A 13,392-nucleotide genomic window follows, 5' to 3' on the forward strand; every position below is an offset into this window, starting at 1 on the left:
CCATTGTCGCGAGCGGTTCGCACGGGATGGGAAGACGGCACGCAGGCCCCGACCTGGAAGAAAACGAGGGCACTCTCTGGCGGCCACCTTTATCACCACATCCATGAGCTCGACATCATCCAGCGTCTGATGGGCTCGGCAGAGACAGCGACGATGATCGGTGGCGACGCGCCCCAGGCGGGCCCGCGCGCCGGCGATGAAGACGCGATTTTGTTGGTCAGCCTGACCTTCGCCGGGCATCGCTATGCCACAGCGGAGTGGGGTTCCGTGTTTCGCCACCCGCAACACGTCATTTCCGTGCAGGGCACCAAGGGCCATGTGCTGATCGACATGCACGACGTTGGAGTGACGGTGCACGTCGGTGACAGAGTCGAGCGGTACCCGTTACACGGCGCTTTGGGCACAGATGCCGAACGCACGCGCACGAATATGGCACCCCTATCCGGCGGCGGCGTCACGTATGGAGATTCGACCCAACGGCCACCGGCATGGTTGCGAGCAGCAATGAGGAACGAACTCGACTACTTCACCAAGCTCGTCACATCCGGAATCGTCGATCCTGCCCTGGCGACGCTGACAGATGGATTTGCGGCGAGGGCGTCCATCGCAACAGCCGACGCGCTGACCCGCTCACTGCAGGAGAAACGCACCGTTTCGGTCGGTGAGATCACCAGTTCGGCCGGCCTCATCTAACCGCTTCTCTGGAACGAGGCTCCAAATTACTACTCGATCTGCCGTCGGTAAACCGGCGGGTTGACGACTCCAGGGTCGCTATGATCACCACGATTGCGGCGAGTTGCGCCTCTCATCATGACTAAATCATGACTGCCGCGGCCTGACCTTCGCCCGCCCTCAAGGCCAGGAGAAGTGGGTCCGCTGCCTCCGTGCCGCCTGAGCAACCGTGCAACGCATGTCCTATGCCAGCCCAGAAAAACGCGGACTCGCCGTCCCACGTGGCCTCATTGGCGTCCCGAAACGGCCGGCCCCGCGACGGTGGGATTTGGACCCCAGCACGACCCCAGTCAGAGCCCGCCGGTGGCCCAACTCCCGCATAGATTCAACGATCTATGATCATCTGCGAGGCTCCGCAGTCACTATCGTTTCAGTCAAGTATGGGCAATATGTGGGCACGGCTGTCGCGGTTCGCGATCTCACACGCCCGCGGTAGGGGCGACTCGAAAGCTCGGTCCGGGGTCAGTCGGCGAGCCGACGCGCCCAGTAACCCGGGCGACGCGACTCATGGGCGTAGGCCAGCACAAATATGTCACTATCTCGGACGGCATAGACCACGTTGTACGGAAACTTGCCGAGATGCCACGTGCGGACTACGGGCTCGCGCCGCCGCATCCGACCATTGGAGGATCAATTCAGCTGCGGCATCCGTGAATTTGTCTCCGAGCCTGCCGTCCTCGATCGCAGAGTAACGTTCGTAGGCGTCGAGGCACTCCTCACGCGCGGCGGGATGCTCGTTCCAGTCCCGTGTCACTTACGCCGTGCGGCCGATCGTGCCCGCGCGATGGCGATGGTCTCCCGGCCACTGACCGGCTCGACCTTGCCGCTGACAATTTCGTCGAGTCGTCGGCCGACCACCTGGTCCCAGGCGTCGTCTATCGCTGCTTGGTCTGACGCATCGACCTGCTGAAGGGCAAGAGCGGCGATCTCGCGCTCGTCAGCATCGAGGGCCTTACCCGCCGCGATGTAAGCCGCAAGCTTCGGTGTCATTTGGCCAGTATACGACGGCAGGCTGACATCAGCCAGCGTCCAAATTTGACTCACGGCACGGCGCCGGTCCGCAGCCCAACGCACCTCGTTACACCACTGGCGGACTCGTCAGACAACCACCAGAGCCTCCGGACGTTCCCGAGCCGACTTCGCCGAACCACGGGATACGCTGAAGACTCGAGGCCCGATAGGCGAACCCCCTGCGCGACGGATCCGCGGCCAATTGGGCCGATTGCCGAGCGTCCAGATTCTGGGTCAGTGGGGGGACCGTAGCTGGTCGCCCGGCTGGAGCGCAGTGCCGGCTGCGCACCCGAGCTCTCCGGGCTGAAGCAGAACCTTGGGCACCTGCACCACCTGCACGCCGTCGACGTCTCGTTTCACGAGCAGGCAGTCGTCCCCATCGCCCATCGCGAAGCCGATGTCGCCGTCGCCGTCGACTACCGTCGCCTCGGGATCGAACGCGACCTCACGCTCACCGGTCGGCTGCGGCATCCGCTTGACGATCTCGGCGACTATGTCGTCAGCGGATGCCGCGGACGGCGCGTTTGTCAGCACCTCGACGACGAGAGCCTCCGCTCCGTCGGGAACAACGTCAACCAAGCGGGTGTCGACCAGAGGGGGGATGCGCTTTGCGTCCGGCGGGCAAGCGATGTCGTGGGCGACCGCTGTGTCGTCGCTCCATTCTCCGGGCTCCTCGGTCGCGACGCCCCAGAAATCGAACTGCGACTCAAAGCAAGCGACGTGCGGCCCTTCGTTCGGGGTGGGCTGTAGCGTCGCACGAAACTGCAGCGCTCCAACTGGTTCGCCGTGGATCGCGCCGGGATATGGTTCGTAGCCGATCAACTCGACTACGGTCGATTTCTCGGTGTCGGTGTCAGCCCAGCGGGCATAGTCATCGATCACGTCCGTCCCCTCACGGTAGAGACCCCGAGAGACGTCAGCGACTGCCTTGCGCGCCGACACTTGTGACACCGCGTCCGACACCGGGACTGCTCCCGCGCAACCAGTGAGCGTGCCGCACACCGCGAGGGACAACCATGCGACGGGACTCGGACGGTGTCGGTTCGGCCTTGACCCCGGAGAGTGGACACGGGTTAAGCGGCGAGTTGGATCTCTGCGGCCTGTGACGAGTATTGCATCTCGAAGTCCACAGGCGTGACATGCCCGATCGAGGAGTGGCGACGGCGACGGTTATAGCGGTCCTCGATCCACATCGCGACGTCTCGGATTGCTCGGGCCCGGGTGGGCCAGATCCGGCGGTAGTAAAACTCGGTTTTCAGCGTCGCGATTGCGATGTTGTCATTGGCTGCGAAGATCGCCGTAGGTCGGTCAGAGCGAGCGAGAAGTTCCTTCCCCGCGGCGATTCCGTCATCGACTCCGTAGCCCCCCGAGATCTTGCGCGATTCATTGAGTGACAATAACTGACCCGCACGGTGTCGAGAAACTCCACAGAGCGGGACGTGACCGGAATCAGGTTTCCGGCGGGATCGCGGAAGGCACAATCTCGAATGCCGTGTTCCTACTCGATCGGCACCTGCAGGACGTTCGTGCCCACGGAGTCTTGCATTGAATCGGTGAGCGGAATTACGTCGGTACATTGACGGAAAAAATCAGGCCACGTACGGTGACAGTTTGGCGCGTCCATCCTACTGGGCACGATCTCAACACAACGGGAGAAGAATGTCTGTACGACGACGTACCATTTCCATCATTTCGGCACTGGCACTCGGCGTGGGAACCTTCACTGCAGGTGCACTTCCGGCGGCTGCCGACGAAGCCAACCATTATGTCGATTGCTCCGCAAGCGAGGCCGGCAATGGAACGGAGGCCGCCCCATGGAATGACCTTGCACAAGTCAATGCGCACGCCTTCCATCCGGGAGATCAGCTCCTGTTTCTGCGCGGCTCGACCTGCGTGGGCACCCTATCGCCCGACGGCTCAGGGGCGAGTGACGATCCCTTCGTGATCTCTGACTACGGCAACGCGACCGAACGGGCGGTGATCGACGGAGATGGCGCCCAGTCGGCCGTACATCTGCTGAATGCTCAACACATTGTGCTGTCGAACCTCGAAATCACGAACGCCGCTGCCCCCGGTACCCAGCGCCGCGGAGTGCATGTCGAACTGGCTGACTACGGCACGGGTACCGGCTACCTTCTCGAAAACCTCTACATCCACGATGTGTTCGGCGGTGACCTCAAGGGGCCGAACGGAAGCGCCGCGATCGGTTTCACGGTCACCGGCAGCGCCGTTCCCACCCGCTACGACGACGTGCAGATCCTGAACAACCGGATTGACCACATAGACCGCCAAGGCATCCTGATTGTCTCCAGTCCATGGAACAACCGTCCCGAGGTGGGAAGCACGGCGCCGAACAATTGGCTGGCCTCGACCCGCGTCGTCGTGCGCGGGAACACCCTCACGGACCTCGGCGGCGACGGCATCGTGATGAATACGACAGACGGTGCACTGGTTGAGCGGAATACCGTCGTCGGCTTTCAGAAGCGATCGGCCGGTTACAACGCCGGAATCTGGCCGTTCAATACGGACAACACGCTGGTTCAGTACAACGATGTTTCACTCGGCGAGACACATCGAGATGGAATGGCCTATGACGTCGACCAGGGCAACATCGGAACGACTTTTCAGTACAACCTGAGTCACGATAACGCCGGCGGGTTCTTCCTGCTCTGCAACAACGGCCCGGGAATCATCCGCAATGCCGTCGTGCGGTACAACTTCAGTCAAAACGACGCCTTCCGCGGTGTAGAGAACTGCAATGGTGGAGTAGAAAGCGCAAACGTCCACCACAACACCATCTACATCGGCGACGGAGTGAGCCAGACGGTGGTCAACGAGAACAATCCGAATCTGCGCACCGTGACTTTCGATCACAACATCGTGTACAAGGAAGGATCGGGAACCGCAGACTTCCGGCTGCGCTCCGGCGGATACACCTTCAAGGGAAACATCCTCATCGGTGTTCAGAACCCGCCGGCCGATACGAACTCGGCAAAAGACAGGGGTGTGTGTGCCCCCGGCGGTTGGTCGGCCTTCCCCGCTGTGACCGAATTCCGTTACACGGAAAACGCCCACAACGCGAACTTCGAGGCGCTGCGCGGCAGCGCGGACCTCAGCCGATTCTTTGGGGCGGAATCGACTGCAAGTGCCCCGAGCGGCCTGCAGATGGCTCAGCAAAAATGCTGACGCGTGAACAGGAGTACCAGTGAACAGAGTGGCAGCGACCCGACCTGACTGGAGCACGGCAGCATCGTGGCCGGCGCGGCTGGACTTCCTCGGCTTCGGTGGGGATTACAACCCCGAACAATGGCCGCGCTCGGTGCGCTCGGAAGACATCGACCTGATGCGGGAGGCCGGCGTCAGCGTGGTCAGCGTCGGGATCTTCTCCTGGGCGTTGCTCGAACCGGTCGAAGGCGAGCACGACTTCGGCTGGCTCGACGAGGTGATGGACAACCTCCATGGTGCCGGCGTACGGGTCGCCCTGTCCACCGCCACGGCCGCGCCGCCGGCGTGGCTTACTCGCAAGCATCCCGAGATCCTCCCGCGACTCTCCGACGGCACAACGCTCTGGCCGGGATCGCGGCGACACTACTCGCCGTCGTCGCCGGCGTATCAGTACCACGCGCAGCGCATCACACGCGTGGTGGCCGAGCGGTACAAGAACCACCCTGCGCTCGCGCTCTGGCACCTGGACAACGAATTGGGCGCCCATGTCTCCGAGTTCTACGACGACGACAGCGCCGCCGCATTCCGGCGTTGGCTCGAGAATCGATATGGCACGATTGAGGAGCTGAACCGGGCCTGGGGTACCGCGTTTTGGTCACAGCATTACGCCGAATTCGAGGAGATCCTGCCTCCTCGAGCGACCCCGACCAGCATCAACCCTACGCAGCGGCTTGACTTCCAGCGGTTCTCTTCCTGGTCGCTGCTCGAGTTCTACCGGGGTCTGGTGTCCGTCATCCGCGAGGTGACCCCTGGCATTCCGGCCACCACGAACCTGATGGCAACGACGGCTACCAAATCGATGGACTATTTTTCCTGGGCCGGTGACCTCGACGTAGTGGCCAATGATCATTATCTGGTGGCGGCGGATCCCGAACGACACATCGAGTTGGCGTTCAGTGCGGACTTGACCCGCGGCATCGCCGGGGGAAACCCGTGGATATTGATGGAGCATTCGACATCCGCCGTGAATTGGCAGCCGCGCAACCGGGCGAAGACCCCTAACGAGATGCGCCGCAACTCGCTTGCCCACGTCGCCAGGGGCGCCGACGCGGTCATGTTCTTTCAATGGAGACAGAGTCTTTCGGGTGCCGAGAAGTTCCATTCCGCGTTGGTCCCGCACGCGGGAACCGACACGCGCATGTGGCGGGAGGTTGTCGACTTGGGCCGCGCCGTGCGGTCACTGGAGTCGGTTCGCGGCTCACGGGTAGACGCCGACGTCGCCATCGTTTTCGACTACGAGGCGTGGTGGGCCATCGAACTGGACTCGCACCCGAGCAACGAAATCGCCTACCTGGACACGATGCGTGCTTACCATCGCGCTCTCTGGCTGCGTGGTATCAGCGCCGACATCGTTCATCCGGAGGCAGATCTCTCCCGCTACAAACTGGTTCTGGTCTGTTCGCTGTATCTGGTGACGGATGTCGCCGCCGCGAACATCGCGCGTGCAGCGAAGCGTGGTGCAAGCGTGCTGGTTACCTACTTCAGCGGGATCGTCGACGAAAACGACCACGTGCGGCCGGGCGGATACCCCGGTGCCTTCCGTGAACTACTCGGCGTGCGAACCGAGGAGTTCTACCCATTGCTCGCGGACCAGTCTGTGGTCCTTTCCGACGGAAGCATTGGAACGGTGTGGAGTGAGCACATGCACCTGGAGGGAGCCGAGGCACTCGTCAGGTTCACCGATTCGCCGTTGACGGATGTCCCGGCCCTCACCCGGAAGGCGGCGGGGGATGGCCACGCCTGGTACGTGGCTACCGCCCTCGACTCGGAAGCGGTTGGCGCGCTCACTGACGCGCTGCTGACGGAGTCGGGGGTTCTTCCGGCCGTTCAGGCTCCCGCCGGCGTCGAAGTCACCCGCCGCAGGCGAGACGACGGCACGTGCTTCCTCTTCGCCGTCAACCACACTGCAGCAGACGCGACGATCGCCTGCGAAGGCACAGAACTCCTCACCGGCGTCGAAGCGGCCGGAACGCTGCTCGTTCCGGCTGGCGCGGTCGTCGTCGTGCAGGAATCATCGCTGGCCCCGTGAGCAATCTGCGAGCCTATTGTGCCGGATTGTTGACGGAAAAAATCGGCCTCCGTACGGTGGTTGAGATCCAGACCGTTCCGACAAGGAAGCGATTCATCAATGAAGATACGTACTCTGCTTGTGGCAGGAGTCAGCTGCGCCCTCGCGTTCAGTGTGACCACTCCACCCATGGACGCCGCCGTAGCAGCCAAGCCGCCCGGAACCTATCACGTGGACTGCTCACAGAACAAGGCGGGCAACGGCAAGATCCAGAAGCCGTATAACTCCATCGAACAGTTGCCGGCACAATTCCAGCCCGGTGAGCGCATCCTGTTCAAGAAGGACACGTCCTGCGAGGGCAGTCTGCAACCGACCGGATCCGGCACGGCCGACCTGCCGATCGTCATCGGCTCCTACGGGCAGGGCGCCAGACCCGTGCTCCGCGGCGGCACAGAGAAGCATGCGCCGGCCGCCATCGTGCTCCGCAATCAGAGTCACTGGCAGGTCGCCGATCTTGAGCTCACCGGAGGGTATTGGCAGAATCTTCTCGTCGTCGCCGACCAAGACAACACGGTCATGGAAGGCCTGAGCTTCAGCAACCTGAGCCTGCATGACAATGCTTGGGAACCACCGTTCGCCGGTTGGATCGTCGGCACCGGTGGCCTGGTTATCCAGCCATGCCGCTATACCGCATCCATCCGCGACATCACCATCGACAATGTTGAGTCGTATAACCAGAGCGAATCCGGCATCCACATGGGCTACTCGATGCTCGATGAGTACGACCCGGTCAACGAGGTGGGGTCGCACAACGCTCCGACCTGCTTCATGAGCGACCTGGGCGACCGGGTGGCACCCCGAACCGGCATCGTCAACGCGGTGATCAAGAACTCGCACCTGCACCACAATGACGCCTCCGGCACGCAGATCTTCTCCGCCACCGATGTACTCGTCGACGGCAACGAACTGGACCACAACGGCGGCGGAGCCGGAATGAACGGCGAGGGCGCCTGGTGGGGTAACACAACCCGCCTGACGGCACAATACAACTCGGCGCACAGCAATATTCGGGGTCGCACGGGTCACGACGGATCAGGCCTCGACGCCGATTTCCGCACCGACGACAACCTGATCCAGTACAACTATCTGAGCAACAACGACGCGTATGGCTTCTCCGTGATCGCCGGCAAGGGAGCCTCCCGCAACTCGGTGGTGCGCTACAACGTCTTCGCCGGCAACGGACAGTCGACCATCGGGGCCCCCGACATCATGGTGAGCTCCCCGCATCCGGAGGGAATCGTCGACGGCCTCGACATCTACAACAACACGATGGCGCGGAACACGCAGGGTCAAGCCATCCGTCTGCAGTCGCGGTTCGAGGGGGATCAACCCAACCTGATTCGCAACAATCTCATCTATCGCGGCCAGCCGAGCACCATGATCTCGACCACCACACCAGACGCCGATCTCGACCACAACGTGTACTTCACGCCCAATGACGAGCCGGCCTTCCAATACAACCAGGCGACCTACCAGACCCTCGCAGCATTCCAGACCGCGACTGAACAGGATGCAGAGAGCCGCGTCGGCAATCCATACCTGAACGATTGGACATATGCGAAGCCGGAACGGCCTTCGCCGTTCACGTTCTCGCTCAAACCAGAATCAGTAGCGCTCGGCGCGGGTGCAGTGATCCCCGGCAACGGCGGCCTCGACTTCTACGGCAACCCGGTATCGGACGCCGCGGTTCCTCATATCGGCGCCTACAACGGACCGGTGCGGTAACCACACCGACGTTTTGCTGTGGGCCACCCGATCGTTACGGGTGGCCCACAGCTTTCTGTCAGGAACACAAACAAATTCAGATTCTATTTATGTCGGACTGTTGACGGAAGAAATCACCCCCCGTATCGTCACTGAGGTGTTCAAGCCCACCGGAGTGCACGCACTCATCCGAAGAACTCACGAGGAGCGCGTCCTGCGCGCGCTCAGCGAGCACGGTTCGCTGAGCCGGAGTGAAATCTCTGATTATGTTGGACTGTCCAGAACCACACTGTCCGAGATCACCACCGTGCTGCTCGAGCGTGGGGCCATCGTCGTTGCCGCCGTGGACTCGAGTGAACGTGCCGGTCGTGGCCGTCCCGCGGCGCGACTTGCAATCGATCCCGGTGCCGGGCAGCTCATGGGCATCGACTTCGGGCGTCGACGAGTGCACGTCGCGGTGGCAGATGCCTCGCACGAGATCATTGCGTCTGGTGCGCGTGGCTACGATGCCGACTCCACCTGGCCGGAACGGATCCGTTCTGCCCACGACCTGCTCGACCAGCTCAGCCACGACACAGGAACGCACTATGGCGCGCTGCAGGGTGTGAGCATTGGGTACCCGGGCCCACTTGCGCCGAACCTGCCAAAAGCCGACGCCGCCAGTAAGGACATCACGCCGGGAGAGCTGGTCAGATCTTCTTTCTCGAGGCGTTTCGGCGCCCCCGTGCTCATCGACAACAACTCCCGGTTCGCCGGCCTGGCCGAAGCGATCTGGGGTGACGGAGCAGACACTGAGAATCTTGTTTACGTGCGCCTGTCCGACGGTATCGGTGGGGGCCTCGTGGTCGGCGGTCGCCTCGTCACAGGATCTGGCGGCTTTGCCGGCGAACTCGGTCACGTTTCGGTGCAGTCGAATGGCCTGCAGTGCCGTTGTGGAAAACGCGGCTGCCTGGAAACCATCGCATCAGTGCCATCGATACTCGCCGGATGCCAGGTCAAGGGTGTCGCAATAGGCTCGCTGGAAGAGCTGCGCGCCGCCGTCGCCAAAGCCGACCCGATCGTCGACGGCGTGCTGCGCGACGCAGGTGACGCCCTCGGCCGGGTTCTCGGAACCGTCGCTGTGACCCTCAACCCTTCACAAATCGTTATCGGCGGCGAGATCGTGCAGATCGCTCCGGTCATCCTGCAGCAGGCCATTGCGACGATCACCTACGAGCTGCAGCCCGTGCCGGAGACGGCACCCACAATTCGGGCTGCAGCGCTCGGAGACGACGTCGGCGCGCTCGGCGCTATTGCCGCAATGTTCCACCAGTCCCCCCTGCTCGAGCGCTACCCGGACACCGCGCTGGGCGAACCGGAACTCCCTCACCAGTTCAGCACCAACCCATCAGCAGTCAACAAGAGAGCGGTTAATCAATGAAGATGAGAAACCTAGCAGTGGCAACGGGCGTGGTCTTCGCACTCGCAGCAAGCATGACCGCCTGCGCGACCGAGAGCGAAGCTCCGGCCGCCACCGAGACCGGACCGGCCGACCTCCGGGTGTGGTTCATGAAGGATTCGGTGCCGCCTAGCGCACAGGAGCTGCTCAAGACGCAGTTCGAGAAGGAGAACACGGGCTCGACGCTTACGGTCGAGGAGCAGGCGTGGAAGGGAATTGTCCAGAAGCTGCAGACCAGTCTCCCGAGCGAAAGCCAGACCCCGGACCTGGTTGAAACCGGTAACACCCAGACCTCGGTATTCGCCTCCGTCGGCGCGTTCAGTGATATCACCGACCAGGTTGACGAGCTCGGCGGAGACTCGCTTATCCAGAGCTTCATCGATTCAGCCAGCTGGGACGGCCAGATCTATGGCGTGCCGTTGTCGGCTGGATCGCGTGGGGTTTACTATCGCACCGACCTTTTCGAGAAGGCCGGGATCGAAGTTCCCAAGACGCTCGACGACCTTCATGAGGCGATCGACACGCTGCAGGCCGCCAATCCTGACCAAGTCGCGGACTTCTCCGCTATCTATCTCGCCGCCAGTGACGTGCACGCGCCGGAGTCATGGTTGTTCGCGAACGGTGGCGACTATGCGTCCGAGAAGGACGGCACGTGGACCGGTGAGCTGTCGTCACCGGAATCGCAACAAGCGCTGGGCGAGTTGCAGAACATCTGGGCGAGCAGGACGAAGTACGGTCTGGACAGCATCTCCGCTGCGAACGGAATGTACAACCTCTTCAACGAGGGCAGGGTCGGAATGATGGTCGGAACCGGCAACGTCGCCAAACAGATCGCTCCAGAGCTGCTCGACTCAGGCAAGGTTGGTATGTTCGCGTTCCCTGGCCTGGACGCTGACGAGGCCGGAGCCACGTTCGCCGGCGGATCAAACATCAGCATCTCTGCTGCGTCGAAGAACCAGGCGCTCAGCCAGTCCGCCCTGGAGATCATCATGGGCAAGGACTTCCAGTCCCTGCTCGCCTCCGACGGCGGCTGGGTTCCGGGCAACCTCAATTATGCGGATGCTCTCACCGGTCCATTCGCTGAGGCCGCACGTGAGGCTGTCACGACGTCCAAGCTCACACCCAACACGCCAGCCTGGGGTGTTGCGACAGGGAATAACGTCATCCAGAACTTCTACACCCGCATTGCCCAGGGTGACGATCCCGCAGCTGTGGCTAAAGAGGTCGATGCAGCGCTCGAAGAGACGCTCAACGCGGGCAACTAAGGAACGACACCACGGCGGGCGGGGCGTCCGAGCGCTCCGCCCGAACCTCCCAATTACAGGAAACGCACACCATGACTCTCATCACCGCGAGCAAGCCGGTCTCCCCGATCGAGCTCGCCGGTTCGCCGCCACCGCACCGCATTCGCCCCAGAAAGCGGCTGAAGGGTCGGCTTGCGCCGCTGGCGCTTCTGCTCCTGCCCGCGGTCGTCATCGGGGTGACCCTTGGCTACCCGCTCTTCCGCCAGGTCGTGATGTCGCTTCAGAAGTACGGCCTCGCACAGCAATTCGGAAAGCCAGCGGAATGGGTCGGATTCGACAACTACATCGCCATCGTCAGCGACCCGTACTTCTGGGCGGTTCTGGGGCGTTCGCTCGCATTCTGCGTGCTGGTGGCCGCGGCGACGATGGCTGTCGGTATCGGCATGGCTGTGCTGATGCAGCGCGTCAGTGCCTACGCGAGGGTTATTCTGAATGTCTGCCTGATGTTCGTCTGGGCCATGCCTGCGATCGCCAGCCTCACCGTCTGGCAGTGGATCCTCGATGCTCGGCTCGGTGTGCTCAACTACGTGCTCGTGAACATCGGCCTGACGCAATTCGAGGGCTTCTCCTGGCTGGCGTCCAGCCCGGTCACCTTCCTCGTCATCGTGGGAGTCATCGTGCTCTGGGGGAGCATTCCTCTCGTGGCGATCACCATCTATGCCGCCCTCTCCCAGGTCAGCGATGAGGTGCTCGAGGCTGCGGGCATCGACGGTGCTGGATTCTGGAACCGCCTCCGCTACATCGTGCTTCCGATCATCAAACCGATCATCTTCCTCATCGGTGTATTGCAGGTCATCTGGGACTTCCGGGTCTTCACTCAGGTCTACGTACTCCAACAGGCCGGCGGTGTCTCGAAGGAGACGAATGTGCTCGGCACGTACGTCTACGAGATCGGCGTTGGCCAGGGAGAGTACGGCATGGCGTCAGCCCTGGCAATGGTCATGCTGGCGATCGCGCTGATGATGACCTGGTTCTACATGCGCGGACTGGCAAAACAGGGAGACATCTCATGACCGTCATCGCAAACCCCAGGCAGCGGCAGCGACGCACGCGCACGACCCGCCAAAGGACGCTGTGGAACGTTTTCGCCATCGTCCTCGGCCTGCTCTGGGCGTTCCCGGTCTATTGGATGATCAATAGCTCGATGCTGCCAGACAGCAAGCTTCTAAACGAGACGCCGACGTTCTTTCCCGCAGCACCGGATCTTGCTGCGTTCGCCGGGGTGTTCACCGATAAGCAATTCTGGTCGTCCCTGCGAATGAGTCTCACCATCACACTCATCGCCGTCGGTCTCTCCCTCGTGTCGGCGTGCCTGGCCGCATTGGCGCTGAGCCGCCTCCGATTCCTCGGCCGCCGCTGGGTCATTGTAGCCGTTCTGGTGATCCAAATGATCCCCACCGAGGCGATCTTCATCTCCCAGTACAAGATGCTCGACTCGTGGAACCTGCTCAACTCCGCACTCGGCCTCGCCATCCTGTACGCCGGGACCGTTCTGCCCTTTATCACCTGGATGCTCAAGGGATTCATCGACGGAGTTCCGGTGGAACTCGAGGAGTCAGCGATGGTGTCCGGGTGCACCCGAACCGGAGCATTCTTCCGCATCACCCTCCCGCTGCTCGGCCCAGGGCTGGTAGCGACCGGGGTGTTCGGTTTCCTTGCCGCCTGGAACGAGTTCACGTTGGCTCTCGTCATGCTGACGAAAGCGGGGACCACCACCCTCCCGCTGTGGTTGCAAAACTTTCAGACCCAAAACCGCGGCACCGATTGGGGCGGTGTCATGGCCGGATCGACTGCTATTGCCATCCCCGTCATCATCCTGTTCCTCATCGTGCAAAACCAGATGAGCAAGGGAATGGTGGCTGGAGCGGTGAAAGGATAGCCCCGCTCCGAGCCGCCCGCCAGTTTCAAAC

General features: G+C 62.2%; 11 protein-coding genes. 8 read left to right on the forward strand and 3 right to left on the reverse strand.

Translation table 11 applies throughout. The annotated features are described in order from the left end of the window. Window positions 1-3 precede the first annotated feature (3 nt). Window positions 4-693, forward strand: a complete 690-nt coding sequence (locus CXY78_RS03160) for a Gfo/Idh/MocA family oxidoreductase (RefSeq protein WP_158253252.1) — start codon at window positions 4-6, stop codon at window positions 691-693. Window positions 694-1,482: 789 nt separating this feature from the next. On the opposite strand, the gene CXY78_RS03165 is transcribed toward CXY78_RS03160, so the two are convergent. From CXY78_RS03165 to CXY78_RS22030, 3 genes are all read right to left on the reverse strand, one after another. Continuing rightward, window positions 1,483-1,722, reverse strand: coding sequence for an addiction module protein (locus CXY78_RS03165; protein ID WP_104088012.1), 240 nt, complete (start codon window positions 1,720-1,722; stop codon window positions 1,483-1,485). Between the two features lie 255 nt (window positions 1,723-1,977). Beyond that, window positions 1,978-2,625 carry a hypothetical protein gene (locus CXY78_RS03170; RefSeq protein ID WP_104088013.1) on the reverse strand — a complete coding sequence of 216 codons (648 nt, stop codon included), beginning with the start codon at window positions 2,623-2,625 and terminating at the stop codon, window positions 1,978-1,980. Between the two features lie 191 nt (window positions 2,626-2,816). Continuing rightward, window positions 2,817-3,140, reverse strand: coding sequence for an integrase core domain-containing protein (locus CXY78_RS22030; RefSeq protein WP_104088015.1), 324 nt, complete (start codon window positions 3,138-3,140; stop codon window positions 2,817-2,819). Window positions 3,141-3,402: 262 nt separating this feature from the next. Here CXY78_RS22030 and CXY78_RS03180 point away from each other — a divergent pair, with 262 nt between their 5' ends. The 7 genes from CXY78_RS03180 to CXY78_RS03210 all read left to right on the forward strand — a co-directional run bounded on the left by CXY78_RS03180 (window position 3,403) and on the right by CXY78_RS03210 (window position 13,361). Further along, window positions 3,403-4,929 carry a right-handed parallel beta-helix repeat-containing protein gene (locus tag CXY78_RS03180; RefSeq protein WP_104088016.1) on the forward strand — a complete coding sequence of 509 codons (1,527 nt, stop codon included), beginning with the start codon at window positions 3,403-3,405 and terminating at the stop codon, window positions 4,927-4,929. A gap of 19 nt (window positions 4,930-4,948) precedes the next feature. Then, window positions 4,949-6,997, forward strand: coding sequence for a beta-galactosidase (locus CXY78_RS03185; RefSeq protein ID WP_369827229.1), 2,049 nt, complete (start codon window positions 4,949-4,951; stop codon window positions 6,995-6,997). A 99-nt stretch (window positions 6,998-7,096) separates the two neighbouring features. Continuing rightward, window positions 7,097-8,761 carry a right-handed parallel beta-helix repeat-containing protein gene (locus tag CXY78_RS03190; RefSeq protein ID WP_104088019.1) on the forward strand — a complete coding sequence of 555 codons (1,665 nt, stop codon included), beginning with the start codon at window positions 7,097-7,099 and terminating at the stop codon, window positions 8,759-8,761. 136 nt (window positions 8,762-8,897) lie between these two features. After that, on the forward strand, window positions 8,898-10,160 hold the full coding sequence (locus CXY78_RS03195) for an ROK family transcriptional regulator (RefSeq protein ID WP_104088065.1): 1,263 nt from the start codon (window positions 8,898-8,900) through the stop codon (window positions 10,158-10,160). 2 nt (window positions 10,161-10,162) lie between these two features. Beyond that, complete coding sequence (locus tag CXY78_RS03200; RefSeq protein ID WP_104088067.1) at window positions 10,163-11,443, forward strand: extracellular solute-binding protein; 1,281 nt, start codon at window positions 10,163-10,165, stop codon at window positions 11,441-11,443. A 71-nt stretch (window positions 11,444-11,514) separates the two neighbouring features. Next, entirely contained in the window at window positions 11,515-12,495 is a 981-nt protein-coding gene (locus CXY78_RS03205) for a carbohydrate ABC transporter permease (RefSeq protein WP_104088020.1), read from the forward strand. Then, window positions 12,492-13,361: a carbohydrate ABC transporter permease gene (locus CXY78_RS03210; protein ID WP_104088022.1), complete on the forward strand. Its 870-nt coding sequence runs from the start codon at window positions 12,492-12,494 to the stop codon at window positions 13,359-13,361. The genes CXY78_RS03205 and CXY78_RS03210 overlap by 4 nt, the downstream gene beginning before the upstream one ends. Window positions 13,362-13,392: the final 31 nt, after the last annotated feature.

The sequence above is a fragment of the Cryobacterium sp. N19 genome, from assembly GCF_002929595.1.
Taxonomy (GTDB): domain Bacteria; phylum Actinomycetota; class Actinomycetes; order Actinomycetales; family Microbacteriaceae; genus Cryobacterium; species Cryobacterium flavum.